This window comes from Nostoc sp., from assembly GCF_036917355.1.
In the GTDB taxonomy this organism is placed as follows: domain Bacteria; phylum Cyanobacteriota; class Cyanobacteriia; order Cyanobacteriales; family Nostocaceae; genus Nostoc.
In genome coordinates this window covers 12,364-33,967 of the sequence record NZ_JBALDP010000034.1, presented here as the reverse complement: position 1 = coordinate 33,967, position 21,604 = coordinate 12,364, and the positions used below count along the sequence as shown (strand labels likewise).

Below are 21,604 nucleotides of genomic sequence, written 5' to 3'. Positions count from 1 at the left end.
TGTATAACGCTTACAGGATAGCTATCCCTTAAATTGATAAATAAGTTGTTATAATTACATCTCAATGTCTTCCCATTCTATCTGTTTGTTCCCCAATAGACGCTTTTAAAACTGTCACAATATTTGGAACTAAAACTAAGTCGGGATATGGTAAATAAAATACCCAATTAATAATTTTTGCCGAGCTTTTCACAGATGATGAAAAAGTAGGCTGTAACATCTGTTGCAATAAGCTATAGAGGGAATCTATAAAGTTAATTTTGAGCAATTCTCGTGGAGATTGAATAATGCTAACCGCTGCAAAAACGTTGTCTGGTTTGATGGGTTTATGTGTCGGTGATGCGTTGGGCGTACCAGTGGAGTTTACTAGCCGTGCTGAACGAGTAAAATCTCCAGTGACAACGATGTTAGGTTATGGCACATGGAATCAACCACCAGGAACTTGGTCAGATGACAGCTCCTTAAGCTTTTGCTTGGCAGAATGCCTTTGTAGAGGGTATTCCTTAGATGCGATAGCCAATTCCTTCTGGCGCTGGTATAAGGAGGCTTACTGGACTCCCCGTGGCGATGTCTTTGATATTGGTCAAACTACCCACACAGCAATTATGCGCTTGAAGCAGGGAGTTGTTCCCCATCAGGCGGGCGGTAAGGTTGAAAATAGTAATGGCAATGGTTCTTTGATGAGAATCTTGCCGATGGCTTATTGTCACCGAAACTTAACTTTAGGCGAGTTGCTAGCGCGGGTACATGATGTTTCTGCGATTACCCATGCTCATGCGCGATCGCAAATGGCCTGTGGCATTTATATTAGTATTGCAGTGGCGCTCTTGGAAGGGGCTGACCTGCAAACAGCTTATTTACAAGGATTGCAAGATATTCAAACAATTTATTCTGTGCGGGAATTTCTATTAGAGAAGCCGCATTTTGGCAGAGTTTTCAGTGGTGAGATTGCCAAGATACCAGTAGAAGAGATTAATTCTGGCGGCTATGTGATTGATACCTTGGAGTCATCCTTATGGTGTTTATTAAATAGCTCGTCTTATTCTGAGGCGGTGCTGAAAGCTGTCAACTTAGGCGGAGATACAGATACTACCGCTGCCGTTACTGGTGGATTAGCGGGAATTTACTACGGCGTGGAAAATATTCCTAAACAATGGATGAACCAAATTGCTCGTAGACAGGACATTATTTACTTAGCAGAGCGTTTTGCAAGGGCTGTTTACGCTTAGAGTTACTGGTTGAGAGTAAAGAGTGAGAAGTTATAACAATCCTCACTATTTACTTTTTACTTGCTGAGAAATCCACTGTAAGTAGGCTTGAGAACTGGCAACAATTGGTAAAGCAATAATTTCTGGCACTTCATAAAAATGAAGTTCTTTAATTTTGGCCTCCATTGCCGGAAATTGCGCCAAATCAGTTTTAATCAGTAATTGCCATTCTTGCTCTTTATGCAGTTCCCCTTGTCAGGTGTAAATTGAGTGGATTGGTAACAGACTCACACAAGCAGCGAGTTTAGCTTTCACAAGGACATTTGCAATTGTTTCTGCCTCCTGGATGTTGCCAGCTGTCACCAATACCACACCATAGCCAGCAGGTGTCTCCATGACCTCTAAACCGTCGTAGACAAAGAATAGACCTGACCATCAATCAGCAGCCGTGTGATGCCCTTAGCTTGCAAATGAGTCCGAGCCTTATGGAGCATTTTACTATCAGGAACTTTAATCACGCGATCGCGCTTCGTAGAAAAGCGCTTGGCGACGCGATGGTTATCAAACACCGGCAGAGTTCTTTGCTGGGTTTCCAGGCTGGGAATTTGTCCCAAGTCACCAAAGTCCTTCAGAGGTCGCGTAATTAATTCTGAGGAACGGTCAATTACCAAATAGCAAGTTTTGGGCAAATTGGCTATCGACAGTGGTAAAACTTCAACTGATGCTTCACCTGGTCTTCTTCTTGTAACTAAAGGTCTTTGCTCATCCAGGTCATCGTCATCAAAGTCTTCTTCCTCAAAATCATCATCCTCTAAATCATCATCATCTAAATCATCCAAATCCTCTGATTCGTCGAGCAAATCTTCGCCTAGCATCTGGGCGATGACAGCCGCTCCTGGATGCTCGTTCTTTAGCGGTGGGATGGGGATGCTGACTATTTCCGGCGGCTTTGGCTCTGGAGTTTCTAATTTCTCTGTGACTCGGAGCTTTGGTTTTTCCGTCGCCGACGGGCGTCGCCGCACTCGTCTATTAGCAGCGAGTGACTCCGCCGTTTCCTCTGAGTAAAGTTCCTGCTCTACACGAATTATCTTACGTGGTAGTGGCTCAACCTTTAGCACTTCCAAGGGTTGGCTTTCGCTGGGTGGAACTTCTATTTCCGGCTCTGGTTCTGGTTGACTCAGCAGCGGTAACTGCTCGTAGCTTACCTGTGCCCTTCCTTCAGGAGTTCTCGCAGCCCGCTTTAAAGAGACTAAGTATTCATACTCATCTTCTGGCAAAGTGCTTTTGAGCAGACGACTAATTGTCGAGTTACTCACACCATAGCGGTCTGCCAAAGTTGAGGTTGTTTCGGCAGTCTCTCGATATAACTTCAGAATTTCTTGCTTGTCAGAGTCTGTTAATTTTCTCACGGTAGATACCAAAAATCCTTACTAAGCTCGTTTTCGTCCACTGGTACGCCGCGTTCGTCTTAGTGATGCGTCATATTCTAAGACAGCGCCCATGCCAAATAACACTCCACTAAACACCCAAAACACTTCTAATATCTCCCCACTTTGATAATTGGGGCCTTGGGCGTATTTAAACCACATATCTGCAATGTAGAGCGAAAAGGCCGCGGCTGCAATCATTCGCCAAGACTGGGAAACTCTTCCCCCCCAAAAGGCTAGTAGCAGAGTGGTAGCAATAATTAACAAAACTACATCGCTAACTACGTAAAACCAATTCAAAATAGCGACTAGCAGTTCTGAGGGTGTTTCCTGTTGCATAGAAATCCACCATGCCAACAAACTACCGAACACTGCAATTGCTAACACAATTAGCCACTGCCATTTTTCCAGATTGATTCGCCTGGAAGCCACAGCTAAAATCATGCCTGCGCCAAGTAATAGATAAGTCAGTACAAAAAATATATCGCCCACAGACACATCCGGTTCATCTTTTAAAATTATTTCGGTATAGCCGAAAATTATCCCCCCAACGAAATAGGAAAGCATACCTAGCCCAATTAAGAGCCAAACATTCCGGCCACTGACGATTTGCGGACTCAGCCAGTTCCTCAAGCATAAGATACTGGCACCCAAATAAGCTAAAGCTTCAAAAATATTTGTGCCAATCACATACCATTCGGCTCGGCTTTCGATGCCATCTGCTCCGGGAACTTTGGCACTAAACAACAAAAAGTATAGCAGTGCCAGTACGGCCCAGCCAATATTAGCTAAGACAATGTTCTGAGTGGTGAAAATTGATTTAGAAAGGAACGAATTCTCGTAAGAGTTATTCATAAGACTTGACTATGTAGATGCACTCTGGCAGTATTTTGATTTAAAGGACTGTATATCTAGCAGTGTGTCTGCCAGGTAATACACAATCGGACACCAAAAGCAAGTGCCAGTGGCAGGAATTTTGTGAAAAATTTCCATGCTACTGCCATAGTTTACCTAGTGGCGATTGATTTAGCCAAGTGATAAACAGCGATCGCTCGGCTTCTGGCATATCTTCTAGCTTATAAATCACTTGTTTGGTAAAATTAGCATTGCCAAAATAGGCTTTTCCTAATCGATGCAGTTCTTGTAACAGGATAACTACATGATTTTCTTGCCAATCAGGTATTTTAGCTGTCGGCAAAGGATTAGTAGATACCAAATATTTAACCGCTTCTAGGGATGATGCTTGGGGAAATTGTTTCTGCTTGAACACCTCCGCAATATCTTTTTCAAATAATGCAGCTTGCCTAGCACCTAAAAACTCTTCAATGTCGATAGAAACACCCTGCAACAGCAAAATACCGGCTTGGATTAAAATCGCCGTTTTGCCATGACCACCTGTGTCACTATCTAGTTGCTCTAAACGGATTTTACCCCAAACACTAAAGCGTTCGGGTTCTTCCAGCAAAACACAGGCTTTACCCCGGTTATCCGTTAATTCTCTCCATAAGCCTCTAGCTTCTTCTTCTTGACTAGCTTTGAAAACACTAATCAAGCGGAAAGTCTGCCCTTGATAACTGAGGATCGGCACCTGCTGATCCTTTTTTGGGTGCTGAATGCTTGATATTTCAACATCCTGCCGTTTGAGAATAAACATGGCACTAGCAAATAACTCCTCACAGGGGCACTCTTAATATGGAATATATAATGGCATTTGGCAGCATCGCCAAGGCTGAAATTACCTAGCATAGTGTGGAAATAAGCCTAGCGATCGCCAGATTCTTCCCGAAGGTAGCCGCCCAGAGAACGTTAGCGCTAACGGGCAAATAACCCCTTGACAACACAATATATCTAAACCAATACTCCATCTGTTTCGTTTTTAGTGTAAATTGACTAGCTAGCGACTAGCATCTTAGCCTTGCTAGTGGTAAATCTGCAATTTTTGATTGCTTCTTGGTAGGCGAAGACTATATAATAGTTTAGGTGACTCCTTCAGGAGCCATTAATTTATGTTGGGCGCGTAGCTCAGTGGATAGAGCCACGGATTTCTAATCCGTTGGTCGCAGGTTCGAACCCTGCCGCGCTCGTTTTAACTTAATACGAACCCTAAAGAAGCCTTTTCATGGTAATTTACTAAATAGGCTTGAGAGTTCATATAAATGCACCACACAAAAGATAAGGGTGATCTAGCAGCTGCTAAAGTGATAGCAGATTTAGTCGAGAAAGAATATTCGGTTTTTATACCAGTAGTAACTGAACATGCACCTTTTGATTTGATTGCCTACAAAGATAGCAAATGCTACAGAATTCAAGCTAAATACAGTTGTGATGGCACACTGAAAAACAAAAGCAATTGGGCAGATAAGAATGGTTGTCATGAGAAAAAGTACAAATCTGATGACTTTGATTTCTATGGCCTTTATTTGCCAGATATAAACAAAGTAGTGTATCCATCAATCACGTTTGGTGGTTGCGGTATCAGGACAACGCCACCTAAATCACCCAATCCTTTTTACTGGTGGGAGGATTTTGCAGACTTTACTGAAGTAGCACTTAAGCGAACCTACAAGGAGTTTGGCGTTGATTTAACAACTAGAAAGGTTAACCCAGATTCTAGAATTCATACTAGAAAAGTAGAAAGACCATCAAAAGAACAACTAGAAAAACTAGTTTGGGAAAAGCCAACCGCACAAATTGGGAGAGATTTTGGCGTGTCTGATAAAGCTGTAGAGAAGTGGTGTAAGGCTTATGGGGTTGAAAAGCCACCTAGAGGGTATTGGGTGAAAAAGGCTTATGGAAAAGTGGAACTACAGTTAACAGAAACTGGAGAAAATATTAAATCATCAATAATTAATGCTTCTTAGCGATCAAATTTAGAGCGCAATAGACTTAAGTCATTGAATTTTTTACAGTTTTTACAGGTTGTATTTTAGCAGCTAGCAGCGTACTATTATATCTGAAAATTAAGCTGAGATCGTGGAAGGGATAATTATTTATATTTCCTCTATAGCGGTATATAGATAGTACTGAAGTTACAGTGGTTGTTTTCTATGTCAAATCATAGCCAAAATTCTGTCCTGCATAGCCAAATCATAGTCAAAAATGCAAGTAATAGAGTTAGCTTTTCAACATTCAGATTCCTTAAAAAGCCTGAAACCCTTAACTTTACGTCGATTATTTCGTTAATTTAAAAAGCCCGTGACGAGGATTGAACTCGTGACCTCACCCTTACCAAGGGTGTGCTCTACCACTGAGCCACACGGGCGAAATATAACTTTGGTTTTTTAGTTGTAAGTTACAATGCTGGGAGCTTTGCTCTTAACCCAGTCATTATAACTTATAACTTCGTAAGTGGTGGGCCGGGCTGGATTTGAACCAGCGTAGGCGCTAGCCAACGGATTTACAGTCCGTCTCCATTAACCACTCGGACACCGACCCGATTTGTCTCACGATTTAAAATCTTAGCACCATGTTTTAGAAATTGCAAGTGATTAGAAAAAATAACTTGCGGGTAGAGATCGCAAAAAAACTGCGTCTCTACCATCTGTATAAAAAATACTGGTTACACGCTCATTTCCAGCATTCGTTGCATTGGTCGCAGTGCAGCAAGGCGAATATCCTCTGACATGGTAATTTCGGGAGTGCGATTTTTCATTGCCCAGTAAAGCTTTTCTAGGGTATTTAACCGCATAAACGGACATTCGTTACAAGCGCAGTTATTCATCGGCGGTGCAGGAATAAAATGCTTGTCAGGAGCTAATTTTTGCATTTGGTGAATGATTCCCGGCTCCGTAGCAACGATAAATTCTTTGGTGGGGCTGCTTTGACAATACTTGAGTAAGGCGGCTGTAGAGCCAATAAAACTGGCGTGGCGCAATACACTACTTTCACATTCTGGATGTGCGATCGCCTCTGCTTCAGGATGGGCAATTTTTAACTGGACAATTTTCTTTTCCGAAAAGGTTTCATGGACAACACAGCTACCTTGCCATAGCACCAAATCTCTTCCAGTCTGTTCCATCACATACCGCCCCAAATTCCGATCTGGGGCAAAAATAATCGGCTGTTCCTTTGGTATCTGCTGCACAATTTTCACAGCGTTGGAGCTAGTACAAATAATATCGCTCATCGCCTTGATATCAGCAGAGCAGTTGATGTAAGACACCACCAAATGATCTGGATGCGCTGCTTTAAAAGCTGCGAATTCGTCTGGTGGACAACTATCGGCTAAAGAACAACCAGCATCCAAATCTGGTAAAAGTACTAATTTATCGGGATTAAGTATCTTTGCTGTTTCTGCCATGAAGTGAACGCCAGCAAAGACAATTACATCCGCATTGGTTTTTTCGGCGGCTCTTGCTAGTTGTAATGAATCCCCAATAAAGTCGGCAATATCCTGAATATCTGGCTCTTGATAATAATGCGCCAGGATAACGGCGTTGAGTTCTTTTTTGAGACTCTGAATCGCGGCAAACAAATCTAATGGTAGTTCACCCAGTTGGGTGTTTTCTCGTTGAGCTAGTGCAGTGGTAAACACAGTTTAGGGGTGCTTTATGTTGCAAATGTATGTCCTGTGGATTCAATTATAGTAGTTTTTACCAAAAATAGTGGACGGTTGATATTTTGGGGTTGTGTCCAAATCGGGCTGAGTTTCATATCCTGGAGATAGACGGCAAGGAAAGTGGCATGACCAGTCAGAAAACTCAATCGATAAACCTCAAAATTGCTGTAGTTGGAGATATTCACGACCAATGGGAAGTGGAAGATGGCGTTGCACTCAAGCATTTGGGTGTTGACTTAGTGCTGTTTGTCGGGGATTTTGGCAACGAGTCGGTGGAAGTGGTCAGAGCGATCGCTTCTCTCGATATTCCCAAAGCAGCCGTGATGGGCAACCACGATGCCTGGTACACAGCCACCGAATGGGGACGTAAAAAGGCTCCTTATGACCGCTCTAAGGAAGACTGGGTACAGGAACAACTCGATTTATTAGGCCCGTCCCATGTCGGTTACGGTAAGTTGGATTTTCCCACTTGGAATTTAACTGTAGTGGGGGGTCGTCCCTTTACCTGGGGTGGCCCAGAGTGGAAATTCGCGGAAATCTGTAAAGAACGTTACGGTGTGACGAGTTTGGAAGAATCCGCCGATCGCATCGTGAAAGCGATCAAAAGTGCCGCTTACGAGACAATTATATTTTTGGGTCACAATGGGCCGAGTGGATTAGGCGATCGCCCCGAAGATCCTTGCGGCAAAGACTGGCATCCAATTGGCGGCGACTTTGGCGATCCAGATTTGGGCGAGGCGATTTCTCAAGCCTTGACTGCTGGTAAAACCATTCCTCTGGTGACATTTGGTCACATGCACCGAGATTTACGCCATACCAAGAAGGTGCAGCGCAAACCCATCTTTAGAAGTCCAGAGGGGACAATTTACTTAAATGCGGCTAGTGTCCCCAGGATTGTGGAAAATGATGGCGAAAAGTTGCGTAATTTTTCCATTGTCACCCTAGAGGCAGGTGTGGTTTCGCAAGTTTCCCTAGTTTGGGTGGGGAATGACTTTCAGGTGGCTAAGGGGGAAATTTTGTACGAGCGATCGCGTATTGTGTCGTAGATATTCGCATCCAGTAGTGCAATCTGCGTAAATAATAGGGTATAGTATTATCTGTCAAGTTTAGTGCTAACCCACAAAAGCGCCTGAATAGCGTCTGAAATTAGGATAAGCACAAGTTTGACAGATTTACTGGAGAGGTGGCAGAGTGGTCGATTGCGTCCGACTTGAAATCGGATGAGGCTAAAACCTCCGGGAGTTCGAATCTCCCCCTCTCCGTTGAGGAATTAAAAATTGAAAATTAAAAATTAAAAATTGAAGAGGATGAGGTTAGATGGGGTTTTTGGTGGAGATAATTATGGCACCAAGAATTTTTGTTAGTTCTTCGGCTTCGGATTGGAGTTGACTAATTTTTTCTTGAGGTACTATTTCGGAAGCAATAAGCAATCTTAACCAATACTGGGTTTCACGGGATTCTTTTAGTGCAATCATCAGCTTGCTGATAAAATCTGCTTTGCTTTGAGCAGCTTGTGCTTCTTCTACATTAGCTCCAATCGATGTTCCTGACCTTAATAACTGTTGAGCAAGGGTTCGCGCTACTCCTGGTTTGTCATCTAAAAACTGGCACAATTTGACTATGCGAACTGAAAAAGATATTTGCGATCGCAAATATCTTTTTTCATTAGTCAATATTAAAAATTAAAATAAATTACTTTACCGTTTTTCTCCTTTGTGTTTGGTATTGTCTCAGCTTCTACTAAATTCTTAACTTTTAATTGGTAAAAATAAGGTATCTTCAATTTCCTGCCTGACTTCTCGGCTAATATAACAATCACTATTTAAACAATCCACCAAGAGTTGATTTGCATCATAATACTGTTTTAACAGTTTCTTCTGTATGTTGCTGAATTGCCAGTCATGCCCAATATTACGATTTTTTATTATTACAGAGCGAAATTTTTCAACCCAAATATCTTTATCGGTAACTATCCACTCTGAAAGAACTTCTTTATCTTGACTTAGAGTAGGTAGTTCATTCTGAATCTCTCTAATCTGTTGCCGAAAATCTAAGTTTGATATTTCACCAAGAAGTTGATACAAATTTTCATGATAGAAATTTATATCCAATGAACGACTAATTAAGAATAACATTAGACCATCAATATTAATTTCATTAGCTTCAAAATTTTGAATTAATCTTTGATCTATTTGTACAGCTAACTTAGAGTAAATTTTGCGACTCATATCTTTAAACCCATAAAGAGTAAAGTCATACATAATTTCATTTGTAAATATAAAGTATGAAGCTCGAACTGCTGCTAGTTTATAAGTAGTTTTAACCGAACTTGTCTTCTCATTTACCCATACTAAAAATTGCTGTATTTTCTTATCTTGTGCTAAGACTTTATCAATTTGTATCTTCATCATCCACACCAAATCATCAGCCTTCCTCATCATCCCTGCTGTGAGTAAGAAAACTTCTCGCCAGCGTTTCTCTGTAATACGCTCTACCAAATTTTGCCAGGCAGAGTTGGCAACTACTTCTCTTGCGGCAAAATATTCATGAAACGTCAGGTGAGAAAAGGAATAGATGCCTTTTGCTCGTTCTATTAGTAGTCCATGCTGTGCTTCAATAGATTTTAAAACGGCTTCACTATCGAGTTTCAAGACTTCTGGATCTGTATCAGCATCACGTAAGTTACGGATAAAATCAGCAATGTATACTTCGGTCGTTTTTTGTTTAAAGAAATAGTCTTTCTGCTCAAACGTAGTTAAGCCTATTTGACTCAGCAAGTCTTCCTTACGCTGCAAAGACAAATTTTTATAGGCCTGTTCTCTCTCAATATTGCGTTTGGCATCCCATTTTTTCAGCAATACATCTAATCCTTCTTGATAAAGTTCAGAACGGTTTGCTGGGAAATCTCCACTATCTCCAAACACCAAACACAATAATGTCAGAAGTAAAGGACTACTTGCTAGTTCTTGGATTGGTTTATTCTCCTTTAGTTTTTCAATGAATCTTTGACTTTTAACTGGATCAGTCAACTGAAACCAATTTTGAGCAAAAATAGCTATTTGTTTTTCGTCAAAATCTGCCATTTCTACTTCTGTGAAACTTTGATAGGTGTATTCTTTGGCAGCAATACGACAGGTAATTACAAACTGATTGGTATGAAACAGGTCGGAAAATTCCCGAATTTGTCGTAAAACACGCTTGGTATCTTCCTCTCGTACCTCATCTAACCCATCCAGCAATACCAACGCCTTACCCTGTTTTAAAAGTTTCTCTACTGCCGCACTGGTATGAGTTACCCCATAGGTTGATAATAGTTGAACAATAAATTTAAAAATATCTGGTTTTTTAGGTGCTTCTGCAAAATCTTTTAATGTGATAAACAGGGGAACTCTGCTTGCTTGAAATCTCCCTTCAATACACTGCATTGCTAGATATTGTAAAAAAGTGGTTTTTCCTGCTCCTGGTTTGCCTAAAACCATCAGCTTACTATGACGCTGTACAACCTCTAGCCCTGAGACTCGTTTCTGTTTTACCCGGCTAAGTCCAATCCGCTCAAAGTTATCATAGTCACAGCTTTGCATTAGTTCTGCAACTTTTAGTCGTGTTCGTCCTGTTATTTCCTCCAGAATATTGACATTTGTGTAAATACCTTGTTTTCCTGTTAACTCAATTGGCTTAGGCATATCTAATACCTTCATGGTTCCGCACTTTTCTTTGATGTAGGGTTTGATTTGTTTGCGGATTTCTTGCACTAAAGTATCAATAGAATCATCTACGTCATCTCTAGTTAAATCGCCAGGGGGTTTTTGCTGTGAGTATCTTTTGCTCAGATACTCCCGTAAGCGACTTTCTTTAACAGGGCCATTACCAGGGATAGAAAATTTTTTGTAAATACCTGTAAGGCAAGTACTGACGTTACTTTCAGAAATGTTTAATTCTTGAGTTACCTGTACTCGACTTTTACTAAGACCGAATATTTCCACAAAGACTTCTTTCTCTCGGTGCGACAATTCACTGTATTGCTCCAGTTGCTTAAGAAAGTCCTCTGGTATAGACATTGACCACTCCCACAATTACTTATAAGCCAGTGTAGCCAAAGTTTTTATCAAAATGTGGAGTTAAATCAGTGTAAGTCAGGCTAAGTCAAGGTAAGTCAGATAAATAACTACAAAAGAAAATTGCGACATTGAACTCAGTCAAGCTACTGAGGCGATCGCAATGCTAGAAACACTAATCCCTTTGGTTGTAAATAAGTCTGTTGAAGTTGTTGTTGGAATACTGCTGGAAAAGTTTTGTAAATGGGTGCTGAGTGATGCAAATATCAAAAGTGCTAACAACTTTCTGCAAATGCAGATTCTTGTACTTTATCTTGATTGGGTTTTACGAAAAACATCACTAAAATCTCTGTCAGAGAAATTAGAGGAGAAGGATTAAGAAACAGGTGGGTAGTAGAAATAATAAAGCGATCGCACCCACAAACCAAAGGCGATCGCTCCCTAACCTCTCCCCCTACTGCCATCGTGCTACCATTACCAATAAATTCTTTTGGGAGGTCAATCTATGGCTACCATTCATGCGCTCAATATACCTGATGAATTATACGAACAACTACAACACTTAGCTAAAGCTGAAAATAACTCAATTGATGCTCAAGTTATTACAATCTTGCAGAACGCTTTGCAGGCAAAAACACAGCCAACGGAAGAGGAAAGGCGAAAAAATGTCCCAAAACTCCTAGAGGAAATTAGTCGCCGTCGCCGCCGCTTGAATCCAGCAGACTTTGGATTACCTGATAGTACTGAACTAATTCGAGAAGACCGCGATAGATGAGCAATCCTCTTAGATGCGTGGTAGATACCAGTGTGTGCATCAAGTATTTTATTGCTGACCCACTAACTGCCAAAGTTAATCAACTCTTCGGTCATCTCGCCAATCCACAGACAGAAATTTTTGTTCCAGACTTTTTTTACATTGAGTGTGCTAACACGTTCTGGAAATATGTTCGTGCAAGGATGTACACTGCTGCTGAGGTTCAGACAGATTTAGCTACTCTGAAAGCTTTTCCGTTGCGTGTTGTTTCAACAGCTGATTTGATGGCGGATGCAGTTACTATAAGCTTGAATTATGGAACTTCTGCCTACGATGCTTCTTATGTTGCACTTTCACAGCAGGTAGGTGCTACTTTGCTGACTCTCGACGGTAAGCTGGTAAAGGCTTTAGCCGCTTCGTCTTACAATGTTTCCTCGTTTAATGACTTCGAGGTTCCAGCGTTGGAGTCAATGTAGAAGCGATCGCCTTTCCTCAGCATATATTCAACCCCAAAGCATTGAATGAGGCTAAACAAATCGATACATAACTCAGAATTGGGGAAATTAAATTTTGATCGCCGACTTATCTTAGTTGCAATAAAATTAGTTTGTAAAGCAGGGTATAAACCTGCTGTTTTTTAATATTCAATTGTCAAAAATGCCTTTTACTTATAACCGCACTGTTCGCTTTCAAGATACTGATGCTGCTGGAGTAGTTTATTTTGCTAATGTTTTGGGTATTTGCCATGAAGCTTATGAAGAATCTTTAGAAGCATCAAGTATTAATCTCAAAGATTTTTTTACTAATCCTTCTGTAGCTTTCCCCATTGTTCATGCTAGTGTCGATTTTTTGCGCCCTATGTTTGGTGGGGACAAATTGCTGATTAGCTTAATTCCCCAAAAAATAGGTGTTGAGAAGTTTGAAATTACTTATGAAATTACTGTGGCTGAGGTGGTAGTTGCTAAGGCTATTACTCGCCATGTTTGTATTGATGTGAGTAGTAGAAGTAAACAGGAATTACCTGATGAGATTATTCAGTGGTTGGAGACGAACCGCAGAGACGCAGAGGACGCAGAGAGAAGAAGGTCGAGAGAGATTATGTGATGGAATTTTGCAGGAATTCTGTGGCTATTTGTTGTAACTTTTGGCGGTTAATCTTACCTTGGGAGTTACGAGGTAAGTTTTGCTGGGGAATCCAATATTTAGGGATTTTAAATTTACTGAGTTTGTCTTTGAGTAGGGTTTGGATTTTTAAGGCAGAGATATCTGATTTTTTGGGAATGTAAATCGCTGTTAAGGCTTGCCCCCAGTGTTTATCTGGAATGCCAATGACACAAATATCGGCAACCATTTGAGTGGCTTGTATAGCTGATTCAATCTCTGTTGGGTAAATATTTTCTCCACCTGTAATAATTTTGTCGCTGTTACGTCCAACAATATTTAAATGTCCTTGTTCGTCTAAAAAGCCTAAATCATCTACTTGGAAATCAGTTTGTTTTTCTCTGGTTATCGGATAGTAACCAAGGGCTAAAGATTGAGCATGAATAGTGATATTTCCGATTTGATTGAAATTTAAAATTTCGCCTTGCTGATTGCGAATAGTTACTTTTGCATGGGCAAGAATTTGACCACTGCTAATTTTACCGCCGAGAAAATCATCTGGTTTGAGGGTAGCAATTTGAGAGGCGGTTTCTGTCATGCCATAGGTAGGTGCTAACCGGATGTGGTGAAATCTGGCTTTTTCTAGTAGTTCGTTCCATGCTGGCGCACCTCCCAAAAGTACTGTATTAAATTGAGATAACCATTGAGTTAATTCGGGATTTTGCAGGAGGCGTTGTAACTGTGTTGGTACTAAAGATATGAAAAATTTTGATTGTTTAATATTTAATATTTGACTGGTTTCTACGGCTTTAAATGGTTGAATAGCTAGTTTACCTGCGGTGGTAAAAGAGCGCATAAATTGCATTAAACCGCTAACGTGATATAGCGGTAACATGCAAAATGAATTAACTTGTTTGATTTGAAAGTATTCTGTAAATCCTTGTACCGATGAGATGAGAGTTTCCCAAGTGTGAATGGCAAATTTAATTTTTCCTGATGAACCACCTGTGGGAATCATAATGCTATTGGGAATAGGGCATTGGCTATTATGATGCCCATTCCCTATTCTCCATTCCCTATTCCCTATTCCCCAAATAATATCTGGCTGTACTAAATCAAAGACTTGTTGCCATTCTTGTGTTCCCCAATCGGGGTTACAAAGAAAAACTGGACAATTCGCTGCACAAGCAGCAATAAAACTTGCTAAAAATCGTACTGGTTCGCGTTCAGCTAAGATTATTTTTGGTAGTGTTCCACACGCTGATAATTGTGTTAGTTCTAAATATAATTCTTGAGCTATTTGATTAAATTCACGGCTGTTATAACCGATAAACCAATCATTTTGAGCCAGGTTATTAAGACAGTCTAAAGGTCGTTCCATAAACTTTGAAACCACGTTTCTTCTTGTTCAAAAAAATGGTCGATGCCAAAACCAACTGCCCTGTTGTTTTGGGATAATTCGGCTGCTAGCTGGAGTGCTGCTTGTCTTGCGATCGCAGTTTCAAATACTGACGAAAATACAGTATCAATTTGATACTGGTGGCAAAACTTTCTCAAACGAGATGGCGATCCAACGATCCCAGGCTTGATGACAAAAATCCCTCGCCAACCTTGTTGATAACAGGCGGCGAGTTGCCCAAGTGTGGCGACAGATTCATCTAAAGCGATCGCAGTTTCATAACTCGTACTCAATTCCAACATCTGCTGAAATTGCTCAACGGGTAGCGGTTGTTCGATAAATTCAATTTCTAGAGGTAGTTCTGGATTTGCCTTGAGATTGTCGCAAGTCCGCAGCCATAAGTTAGCTTCTTCATAAGTGAGTCCACCGTTGGCATCTAATCGCAGTTTGGTAGAGGCTGGTAAGGTGTGTATCAATGATTCAAAAATTTCTAGTTCATCAGCGATCGCATTCACACCAATTTTCCACTTAAACGTGCGATATCCCTTCTGCCATAGAGTTTTCCATTGATTTAAAGCCGCTTTCCCAGATGGTAATAAACCACTGAAAGATTGGGCATGGGGCATTGGGTATGGGGCATTGGGCATTGAAAAGAATTCACTCCCACACGCTGACTCAAAGCCGAATTGACAAGCGGGTAACTCATCTGGGATGGAGAAAATTATCTCGTCTGTGATTTCCACTGGGAGTTGGCGACAAAAATCTAAGGCTTGTTCTAGGGTTTCGGAACCAAACCAGCTAATGGGGGCGATTTCTCCCCAGCCGAGTTTACCTGATTCATTGGTAAGGCGAAGAATAATACCTTCACGAATATCCCACTTACCATGATTGGTGGTAAGCGATCGCAAAAATCTTCGCTGATATGGACGAAATTTAAATTGATAACGCATCAATTAGTAATTGCTAAAGCATAAATCCCAGCCCGAACAGCAAGCAAGCCCAGAAATGCACGGCTACGGCGATGAATTTACAGTTACTAACTTTGTCCGGCTGGTTGTGATTTTCTTGGACGTGGCGGCATAATTTGACAGCAAAGGGTAAACTCACCCAACTCAGTAATGTCCAAGCTGTAGAAATTCCCAATAGCACAAACAGCAAGGTGAGGGGATAAATGCTAGCAGTGAACCAAACTAGAAGTTGAGCACCTTTTGCTGTTCCTAAACGGACGATAGGCGATCGCTTGCCTGCGGCTATGTCATCCTTGACTTGGTGAAAGTGCGAGCAAAACAAAATTAAGGTTGTGGCAATCCCAACAATGACTGAGGCTGCTAAACTTGTCATTGACCAAGTTCGCGTTTGGCTGTAATATGCTGCCTCCACTGCTAAGGGGCCAAAGGCAAAAAAGCAAATAATCTCACCTAAACCCTGATATCCTAAGCGAAAGGGAGGCCCTTGGTACGTATAACCTAAACCGCAGCATAGTAGAATGATGCCGATAACAGTTAGGTCATGTTGCCAAAAGGCGATCGCTAGTATGCCCAGCAATCCCAAACCTAAACACAAATTTCCTATCCAAAATATTAATGGCTTATTGCCTGTTAAGTTCACCAGAGAATGGTGCTTATTTTGATCGATACCTGTTTCAGAATCAAACACATCATTACTGATATTTTCCCAGGCAAGAATTAAGATTGCCGCAGCTACAAAAGTAGAAAATACTACACCATTGAAAATTTTAGTTTCGGCAAATGCTACTGCTGTTCCCACCCAAATGGGCATAATGGCAACGCTATACATTGGCGGTTTAATCGCTGCCATCCATAACTTAGTGTTGGGATATAAAATTTGCTTGGTAGTCATCAGTTGTGATTAATTAAATTACCGGAATATTACTCACACTTGAGATTTTATGATTTCAAGAGACGTTAGAGATGGGTGATATATAAACAACTGTCACTTTTACTATGGCTTCTTAACCTTGTGTTGTTAACACTCACCCTCACGTTGCAGTCTCAGGCTGAAACTGTCTTATCATAGTCTGAGAACACCATAAATAAGGCAAACCCTACGCTGGTGAAATAGCAACTTAATATGTTACCTGTAAAAATACGACCACGATTAATTACACTTTAGGAAGTTAACTTAAAAAAAATTTACTATCGTTAAATCCATGACAGTTTCACCATGTCGTAGCAACTTCTTTGTAAAGCACAAAGATTTATATCAATTTCTGGTAGCAGTGCAAGAAAAGTGCGTCAAAAATAATTGCAGACAAATTGTCAGTGTCTCCCAAGAAATTGATTTAGTTGACCCTTTACTTGTATTAGATAAACTTACACAAGCAAATGAAATAAATTTTTACTTTGAGGACAGAGGTAAAGGAGAAGCGATCGCGGCAATTGATGCTGTAGCAAAATTACAGATTGATGGCTCTGACCGTTTTAATCAAGCAGAATATTTTATCAAATCTTGTCTAAAGAATATAATTAATTTTGGTAACGGAAACCAACCTTTTTCTGGGCCTCACTTTTTTTGTTATTTCAGCTTTTTTGATAAAAACGCCCAAGTAGATTATCCATTTCCATCTGCTACCATTTTTCTTCCACGTTGGCAAGTAGCCGTAAAAAATCAGCGTTGCATATTAGTAACAAATATAATTATCAATCCAAATGTAAATATTGAAAGATTGTTGGAGAAAATCCAAAATAAAATTGAATTTATCCAAACTTTAGAAAATTACTCTACTAATATTGATTATTTTCCTACAAACTTATATAAAAAATCTGTCACAAACTCTGCCCAATTTAAACGTTCAGTAGTATCTGTTTTGGAAAAAATTCAGTCTACTCATTTAAGTAAGATTGTCTTAGCAGATATTTTAGATGTAAAATCAAGCAACCGCTTTAGCTTAGTTAAATCCTTAAATAATCTTAGACACAATCATCCTAATTGTTATATTTTTTCTACAAGTAATGGCAAAGGACAAAATTTTATTGGTGCAAGTCCAGAAAGATTAATTAGTATTAATAATCAACAATTAATTACTGATGCTTTAGCTGGTTCTGCGCCACGAGGTAAAACCCCTGCTGAAGATGCAGCTAATGCCAATCGCTTACTAAATAGTGAAAAAGAAAAGCATGAACATTCCTTAGTACTTAATTTTATAACTCAACGTCTATCTCAGCTAGGTTTATCACCTCAAATATTAGCACCCCGCCTACGACAATTATCGAATATCCAGCATTTATGGACACCTATAAGTGCGATAGTTCCTACTAACATCCATCCATTAAAAATTGTCGGACAATTGCATCCTACGCCAGCCGTTGCGGGTGCAGCACGAGATGTTGCTTGTGCCGAAATTCGTCGTTATGAAAGCTTTGAGAGGGGTTTATATGCTGCGCCTCTAGGTTGGATAGATTCTCAGGGTAACTGCGAGTTTATTGTGGGAATTCGTTCAGCATTGATTGATGGCGATCGCGCGAGATTGTATGCTGGTGCTGGGATCGTTGCTGGCTCCGATCCTGATAGGGAATTTGCTGAGGTACAGCTGAAACTTCAAGCTTTACTGAAAGCGTTAGTTTAAAATTCAAAAAAGGACGTTTTTAAACAGACTATTTGAGTTAATTTTAATTATCCAAAGAATTGTAGGCTTCATTCAGTTTGGTGGCTGACTCTTCTAATAAGCGTTGTTCATGAGGATTTCTTGGTAACACCAGTTGGCGCTCAATACCTTGGGAGCTAATGATACATGGAAGTCCAAGAACAACTTCACTGCCAACTCCATAGTTAGAATCTGCTCTGGCCGATACTGGAAATATCTGCTTGTCATCTCGCAGAATGCTATCAACTAACTGACAAACTACTATTGATATGCCATAGCTAGTATTTCCTTTACGTTCAAAAATGTTATAGCCTCGCTTACGGGTTAACTCTGCGTACTCTTCCTGAATTTCTTCCAGAGTTGCTCCTTGTGGTATGGAAAATTTAGTTAACGGAATTCCCCCAATAAATGCATTAGACCAAACGACAAATTCACTGTCTCCATGCTCTCCAATCACATAAACATGAACGTCTTTTTTACTAACGTTCAGTCGCTTACCAAGTTGATATCTCAGTCTAGCAGTATCAAGAACGGTTCCTGAGCCGAAAATTAGCTTTTCTGGTCTAGTGGAACTAGCGATCGCAATCCGTGTTAGTACATCCACTGGATTGCTAACGATAAGTATGATTGAATTCGGTGCAACTCGATCCAATTCTTTTATTGTTGAACGCACGATCTGTGCATTGTCGCTCAACGTATCTAATCGGCTTTGTCCTTCTTTTTGCTGCACCCCAACAGTCACGACAATAATATCAGAATCCGCTAAATCTTCATACTGATTTGATGGTACAATCTCCATGTCTTTAAGCAGGGGAATGGTATCTTCAATATCCCATGCTTGCCCCTCAGCTTTTGATAAAGTTCGGTCAAAAAGGACGACTGTTACACATTTACCGAGTAGCACTAAAGCATTTGCTACGTCTGCACCCACATTACCCGCACCAATAATACCGACCTTGGATATTTTGCTACTCATGTGAAATCTACTTTTTTGTAACTAGCCCAATAGGTTAATGTTAACTCCAAAATTAACCCTTTCGAGTCAAGATTCTTGAAGTGATCGCTTCATTTCAAAGATTTAATATGTTGACACAAGAGAGAATTAATGAGTGTTTCGTGTTCAACACCCTGGAATTGAAACCAAGCTATGATTCTGGATCAAGCTGAATTAATTTCTGTGGTTGAGTTCCTGGCAATCTCAACATTGTCTTCTCGAAAAACTCATCGTTTAATAATGGAATATTTAGAATAATCAACGTCGTTATCTGACATCGATTCCAATGTTTCCCAATTAGGATGTGAGATATTGTTTAAATCGTTGGTGCTCATTATGTTTTAGTTTCAGTATCGTAGATGCTTTATGAAAATCGAAGTGGTAAAAGCTACTCAACAACAGAAGTCAGTACTGTGTAATTTAATGGAATTATACCAGTATGACCTGAGTGAAATAGAAGCTAAAGATGTAGATACCTGCGGCTTGTTTGGTTATCGATATCTTGATTACTATTGGACAGAACCTGAGCGACACCCATTTCTGATTAAAGTTGATGAAAAACTGGCAGGATTTGTACTTGTTAATCAGCACACCTACCTTCATCAAGATAACCATGCTATGTCTATTGCCGAGTTCTTTATTCTCAAGAAGTATCGAAATCAAGGTATTGGTGAACAGGTAGCTACTCACATTTTCAACCAGTTTCCTGGCAGTTGGGAAGTACGGCAGACTGCTTTAAACTTAGGCGCACAAGCTTTTTGGAGCAAGGTAATTAGTCAATACACTAATGGAGCTTTTAACGATGTTTTCTTAAATGATCATCGATGGCATGGCCCAATTAAAACTTTTGATAACTCAAATAAACTATTAACATAAAAAATACACCGGATAAATCGGTGTATTTCTAGCGTTACTAGAGCATATACTTTTAATGATGTTTTAGGCTAAATCCTGATGAGTAAAAGCTTTAGCATTCGCCCCGGTGTAAGTAGCTACAATATGTCCGTCGCCAGTCATTTGATATTTGTATGTAACTAATCCTTCCAAACCAACGGGACCGCGAGGAGGCATTTGTTGCGTACTAATTCCTACTTCTGCGCCGAAACCATAACGGAAACCATCAGCAAATCGGGTAGAACAATTGTGGAATATATTAGCTGAATTTACTAGTCCAAAGAAAGTTTCAACAGATGCTGAATCTTCAGAGATAATCGCGTCAGTATGACGAGAACCATATTCGTTAATATGAGCGATCGCATCTTCTATAGAGTCTACAATCTTTATGGACAAAATAAAATCGCTATATTCTGTTTCCCAGTCTATCTCTGTTGCAGGTACAATGTTAGGTAAAATTTTCAAGGTGCGTCGATCGCCTCTTAATTCCACATGGCGTTCTTGCAAAGCCTCAGCAACTTTTGGTAAAAATTCTGTAGCAATAGAAGAGTGAACTAGCAAAGTTTCAATTGCATTACAAACAGCAGGATATTGCGCTTTTGCATCGACAGTAATCGGAACTGCTTTAGAAATATCGGCGGCTTTATCTATATAAAGATGACAAATTCCGTCAGCGTGACCTAGTACCGGAATACGAGTATTTTCCTGCACAAATCTGACAAAGGAATTAGAACCTCTAGGAATAATTAAATCTACATACTTATCTAACTTCAAAAGTTCTAGAGTTTCTTCTCTAGTTGTGAGCAACTGTACCGCGTCTGGATTAACAGCAGTTTGCGATAATCCTTGTTTAATTGCCTTAACTATCGCTTCGCAAGAACGTACAGCTTCCTTTCCACATTTGAGGATTACACCATTTCCCGATTTGATTGCTAAAGAAACAATTTGAATCGCCGCTTCTGGACGGGCTTCAAAAATAATTCCCAAAACGCCTAAAGGACAAGTAATTCGTTTGAGAATTAAACCAGTGTCAAGTTCGCGGTGAATCTGGACTTTACCAATTGGATCGGCTAGCTTACCAACATCTCGTACCCCAACGATCGCATCTCTTAATTTATGTTCATCCAGCTGCAAGCGTTTATAAAGTGGTTGAGGTATTCCTTCGGCGGTAGCAGCTTTACAATCAGCAACATTTGCTTGTAAAATTTCATCTCTAGCTGATTCTAAAGCTTGAGCGATCGCTTCAATCGCCTGATTTTTTGCCTCAGTGGAGAGAATCGCTAGCTTACTTGCAGCTTGGCGGGTTTGTCCAGCGATCGCAATTAGGGGAGAAGCTATATCAAAAATAGTCATAGTACAAATCTTTACTTTTTCCTCATCTTATCAATCTCAGGTTATGTTCATCATTCGTCTTCCTCCAATCGGGTGAACCATTTGGGTAATCAATAATTACTCTAATCGGGTGAAGCAAGACTGGGTTGAAAACATTTATTCTCTAAATATCAAACACGGACAAAGAGGTACTAAGTTTACTGTAGCAAGAATATTCTAAGTATTATTACAGTTCTTATTTGAAAGTCTTAAATATGATTTATGCGTTCCCCAGGCTA

Annotated in this window: 21 protein-coding genes, 4 tRNA genes and 1 pseudogene; 10 read left to right on the top strand and 16 right to left on the bottom strand. The window is 40.3% G+C overall.

Features of this window, described 5'->3' with window-relative positions:
- The first annotated feature begins 287 nt into the window (after positions 1-287).
- The gene (locus V7K53_RS09755) at positions 288-1,229 is read left to right on the top strand and encodes an ADP-ribosylglycohydrolase family protein (RefSeq protein ID WP_335197321.1); all 942 of its coding nucleotides are present in this window, start codon (positions 288-290) and stop codon (positions 1,227-1,229) included.
- A gap of 45 nt (positions 1,230-1,274) precedes the next feature.
- Here V7K53_RS09755 and cutA read toward each other — a convergent pair.
- The 4 genes and pseudogenes from cutA to V7K53_RS09735 all read right to left on the bottom strand — a co-directional run bounded on the left by cutA (position 1,275) and on the right by V7K53_RS09735 (position 4,289).
- Positions 1,275-1,604, bottom strand: a pseudogene (gene cutA / locus V7K53_RS09750) (divalent-cation tolerance protein CutA).
- Between the two features lie 5 nt (positions 1,605-1,609).
- The gene (locus V7K53_RS09745) at positions 1,610-2,617 is read right to left on the bottom strand and encodes a transposase (RefSeq protein WP_335197320.1); all 1,008 of its coding nucleotides are present in this window, start codon (positions 2,615-2,617) and stop codon (positions 1,610-1,612) included.
- A gap of 21 nt (positions 2,618-2,638) precedes the next feature.
- Complete coding sequence (locus V7K53_RS09740) at positions 2,639-3,490, bottom strand: hypothetical protein (protein ID WP_335197319.1); 852 nt, start codon at positions 3,488-3,490, stop codon at positions 2,639-2,641.
- A gap of 139 nt (positions 3,491-3,629) precedes the next feature.
- A complete protein-coding gene (locus V7K53_RS09735; RefSeq protein ID WP_335197318.1) occupies positions 3,630-4,289 on the bottom strand; it encodes an Npun_F0813 family protein in 660 nt (219 codons plus the stop codon).
- A 357-nt stretch (positions 4,290-4,646) separates the two neighbouring features.
- On the opposite strand from V7K53_RS09735, the gene V7K53_RS09730 reads away from it, so the two are divergent.
- Positions 4,647-4,719: transfer RNA gene (locus tag V7K53_RS09730), tRNA-Arg, on the top strand.
- A gap of 72 nt (positions 4,720-4,791) precedes the next feature.
- Complete coding sequence (locus V7K53_RS09725; protein ID WP_335197317.1) at positions 4,792-5,496, top strand: group I intron-associated PD-(D/E)XK endonuclease; 705 nt, start codon at positions 4,792-4,794, stop codon at positions 5,494-5,496.
- A gap of 329 nt (positions 5,497-5,825) precedes the next feature.
- On the opposite strand, the gene V7K53_RS09720 is transcribed toward V7K53_RS09725, so the two are convergent.
- From V7K53_RS09720 to V7K53_RS09705, 4 genes are all read right to left on the bottom strand, one after another.
- Positions 5,826-5,897: transfer RNA gene (locus V7K53_RS09720), tRNA-Thr, on the bottom strand.
- Positions 5,898-5,984: 87 nt separating this feature from the next.
- Positions 5,985-6,070 (bottom strand) — tRNA-Tyr (locus V7K53_RS09715).
- A gap of 124 nt (positions 6,071-6,194) precedes the next feature.
- Positions 6,195-7,169, bottom strand: coding sequence for a quinolinate synthase NadA (gene nadA / locus V7K53_RS09710; protein ID WP_335197316.1), 975 nt, complete (start codon positions 7,167-7,169; stop codon positions 6,195-6,197).
- A gap of 14 nt (positions 7,170-7,183) precedes the next feature.
- Complete coding sequence (locus V7K53_RS09705) at positions 7,184-7,339, bottom strand: hypothetical protein (protein ID WP_163937771.1); 156 nt, start codon at positions 7,337-7,339, stop codon at positions 7,184-7,186.
- Here V7K53_RS09705 and V7K53_RS09700 point away from each other — a divergent pair.
- Both V7K53_RS09700 and V7K53_RS09695 read left to right on the top strand, forming a co-directional pair.
- The gene (locus tag V7K53_RS09700; RefSeq protein ID WP_335197314.1) at positions 7,319-8,239 is read left to right on the top strand and encodes a TIGR04168 family protein; all 921 of its coding nucleotides are present in this window, start codon (positions 7,319-7,321) and stop codon (positions 8,237-8,239) included. The genes V7K53_RS09705 and V7K53_RS09700 overlap by 21 nt on opposite strands.
- Before the next feature lie 131 nt (positions 8,240-8,370).
- Positions 8,371-8,455: transfer RNA gene (locus V7K53_RS09695), tRNA-Ser, on the top strand.
- Positions 8,456-8,506: 51 nt separating this feature from the next.
- Here the strand turns inward: V7K53_RS09695 and V7K53_RS09690 are convergent.
- The 3 genes from V7K53_RS09690 to V7K53_RS09680 all read right to left on the bottom strand — a co-directional run bounded on the left by V7K53_RS09690 (position 8,507) and on the right by V7K53_RS09680 (position 11,712).
- Positions 8,507-8,866 carry a four helix bundle protein gene (locus tag V7K53_RS09690; RefSeq protein ID WP_335197313.1) on the bottom strand — a complete coding sequence of 120 codons (360 nt, stop codon included), beginning with the start codon at positions 8,864-8,866 and terminating at the stop codon, positions 8,507-8,509.
- 75 nt (positions 8,867-8,941) lie between these two features.
- Positions 8,942-10,891, bottom strand: a complete 1,950-nt coding sequence (locus tag V7K53_RS09685) for an NACHT domain-containing protein (protein WP_335197312.1) — start codon at positions 10,889-10,891, stop codon at positions 8,942-8,944.
- Positions 10,892-11,523: 632 nt separating this feature from the next.
- Complete coding sequence (locus tag V7K53_RS09680; protein WP_335197311.1) at positions 11,524-11,712, bottom strand: hypothetical protein; 189 nt, start codon at positions 11,710-11,712, stop codon at positions 11,524-11,526.
- 41 nt (positions 11,713-11,753) lie between these two features.
- Here V7K53_RS09680 and V7K53_RS09675 point away from each other — a divergent pair, with 41 nt between their 5' ends.
- The 3 genes from V7K53_RS09675 to V7K53_RS09665 all read left to right on the top strand — a co-directional run bounded on the left by V7K53_RS09675 (position 11,754) and on the right by V7K53_RS09665 (position 13,106).
- Positions 11,754-12,023, top strand: a complete 270-nt coding sequence (locus tag V7K53_RS09675) for a hypothetical protein (RefSeq protein ID WP_181927931.1) — start codon at positions 11,754-11,756, stop codon at positions 12,021-12,023.
- Positions 12,020-12,478, top strand: coding sequence for a type II toxin-antitoxin system VapC family toxin (locus V7K53_RS09670; protein WP_335197310.1), 459 nt, complete (start codon positions 12,020-12,022; stop codon positions 12,476-12,478). The genes V7K53_RS09675 and V7K53_RS09670 overlap by 4 nt, the downstream gene beginning before the upstream one ends.
- A 181-nt stretch (positions 12,479-12,659) precedes the next feature.
- The gene (locus tag V7K53_RS09665) at positions 12,660-13,106 is read left to right on the top strand and encodes an acyl-CoA thioesterase (RefSeq protein ID WP_335197309.1); all 447 of its coding nucleotides are present in this window, start codon (positions 12,660-12,662) and stop codon (positions 13,104-13,106) included.
- Here the strand turns inward: V7K53_RS09665 and V7K53_RS09660 are convergent.
- From V7K53_RS09660 to menA, 3 genes are read right to left on the bottom strand one after another with little or no spacing between them, the layout of a single operon-like run.
- Complete coding sequence (locus V7K53_RS09660) at positions 13,099-14,484, bottom strand: 2-succinylbenzoate--CoA ligase (protein WP_335197308.1); 1,386 nt, start codon at positions 14,482-14,484, stop codon at positions 13,099-13,101. The genes V7K53_RS09665 and V7K53_RS09660 overlap by 8 nt on opposite strands.
- Positions 14,469-15,452, bottom strand: coding sequence for an o-succinylbenzoate synthase (locus V7K53_RS09655; protein ID WP_335197307.1), 984 nt, complete (start codon positions 15,450-15,452; stop codon positions 14,469-14,471). Before V7K53_RS09655 ends, V7K53_RS09660 begins: the two co-directional genes overlap by 16 nt.
- Positions 15,453-15,465: 13 nt before the next feature.
- Positions 15,466-16,362, bottom strand: coding sequence for a 2-carboxy-1,4-naphthoquinone phytyltransferase (gene menA / locus V7K53_RS09650; RefSeq protein ID WP_335197306.1), 897 nt, complete (start codon positions 16,360-16,362; stop codon positions 15,466-15,468).
- 310 nt (positions 16,363-16,672) lie between these two features.
- Here menA and V7K53_RS09645 point away from each other — a divergent pair, with 310 nt between their 5' ends.
- On the top strand, positions 16,673-18,088 hold the full coding sequence (locus V7K53_RS09645) for an isochorismate synthase (protein WP_335197305.1): 1,416 nt from the start codon (positions 16,673-16,675) through the stop codon (positions 18,086-18,088).
- A gap of 43 nt (positions 18,089-18,131) precedes the next feature.
- Here the strand turns inward: V7K53_RS09645 and V7K53_RS09640 are convergent, their stop codons facing one another.
- Positions 18,132-19,082 (bottom strand): L-lactate dehydrogenase, encoded by a 951-nt coding sequence (locus V7K53_RS09640; protein ID WP_335197304.1) that lies wholly within the window; start codon positions 19,080-19,082, stop codon positions 18,132-18,134.
- Positions 19,083-19,466: 384 nt separating this feature from the next.
- On the opposite strand from V7K53_RS09640, the gene V7K53_RS09635 reads away from it, so the two are divergent.
- A complete protein-coding gene (locus V7K53_RS09635) occupies positions 19,467-19,976 on the top strand; it encodes a GNAT family N-acetyltransferase (protein WP_335197303.1) in 510 nt (169 codons plus the stop codon).
- A gap of 63 nt (positions 19,977-20,039) precedes the next feature.
- Here V7K53_RS09635 and V7K53_RS09630 read toward each other — a convergent pair whose 3' ends face one another.
- Positions 20,040-21,347 carry a glutamate-5-semialdehyde dehydrogenase gene (locus V7K53_RS09630; protein WP_335197302.1) on the bottom strand — a complete coding sequence of 436 codons (1,308 nt, stop codon included), beginning with the start codon at positions 21,345-21,347 and terminating at the stop codon, positions 20,040-20,042.
- Positions 21,348-21,604: the final 257 nt, after the last annotated feature.

Bases quoted from the DNA above. Each gene is read 5' to 3' on its own strand.
- V7K53_RS09735 (WP_335197318.1), bottom strand. From the start codon at position 4,289: ATGTTTATTCTCAAACGGCAGGATGTTGAAATATCAAGCATTCAGCAC.
- V7K53_RS09675 (WP_181927931.1), top strand. From the start codon at position 11,754: ATGGCTACCATTCATGCGCTCAATATACCTGATGAATTATACGAACAA.
- V7K53_RS09755 (WP_335197321.1), top strand. From the start codon at position 288: ATGCTAACCGCTGCAAAAACGTTGTCTGGTTTGATGGGTTTATGTGTC.
- V7K53_RS09635 (WP_335197303.1), top strand. From the start codon at position 19,467: ATGAAAATCGAAGTGGTAAAAGCTACTCAACAACAGAAGTCAGTACTG.
- V7K53_RS09740 (WP_335197319.1), bottom strand. From the start codon at position 3,490: ATGAATAACTCTTACGAGAATTCGTTCCTTTCTAAATCAATTTTCACC.
- menA (WP_335197306.1), bottom strand. From the start codon at position 16,362: ATGACTACCAAGCAAATTTTATATCCCAACACTAAGTTATGGATGGCA.
- V7K53_RS09685 (WP_335197312.1), bottom strand. From the start codon at position 10,891: ATGAAGGTATTAGATATGCCTAAGCCAATTGAGTTAACAGGAAAACAA.
- V7K53_RS09630 (WP_335197302.1), bottom strand. From the start codon at position 21,347: ATGACTATTTTTGATATAGCTTCTCCCCTAATTGCGATCGCTGGACAA.
- V7K53_RS09655 (WP_335197307.1), bottom strand. From the start codon at position 15,452: ATGCGTTATCAATTTAAATTTCGTCCATATCAGCGAAGATTTTTGCGA.
- V7K53_RS09700 (WP_335197314.1), top strand. From the start codon at position 7,319: ATGACCAGTCAGAAAACTCAATCGATAAACCTCAAAATTGCTGTAGTT.
- V7K53_RS09665 (WP_335197309.1), top strand. From the start codon at position 12,660: ATGCCTTTTACTTATAACCGCACTGTTCGCTTTCAAGATACTGATGCT.
- V7K53_RS09670 (WP_335197310.1), top strand. From the start codon at position 12,020: ATGAGCAATCCTCTTAGATGCGTGGTAGATACCAGTGTGTGCATCAAG.
- V7K53_RS09680 (WP_335197311.1), bottom strand. From the start codon at position 11,712: ATGGCAGTAGGGGGAGAGGTTAGGGAGCGATCGCCTTTGGTTTGTGGG.
- V7K53_RS09640 (WP_335197304.1), bottom strand. From the start codon at position 19,082: ATGAGTAGCAAAATATCCAAGGTCGGTATTATTGGTGCGGGTAATGTG.
- V7K53_RS09645 (WP_335197305.1), top strand. From the start codon at position 16,673: ATGACAGTTTCACCATGTCGTAGCAACTTCTTTGTAAAGCACAAAGAT.
- V7K53_RS09725 (WP_335197317.1), top strand. From the start codon at position 4,792: ATGCACCACACAAAAGATAAGGGTGATCTAGCAGCTGCTAAAGTGATA.
- V7K53_RS09660 (WP_335197308.1), bottom strand. From the start codon at position 14,484: ATGGAACGACCTTTAGACTGTCTTAATAACCTGGCTCAAAATGATTGG.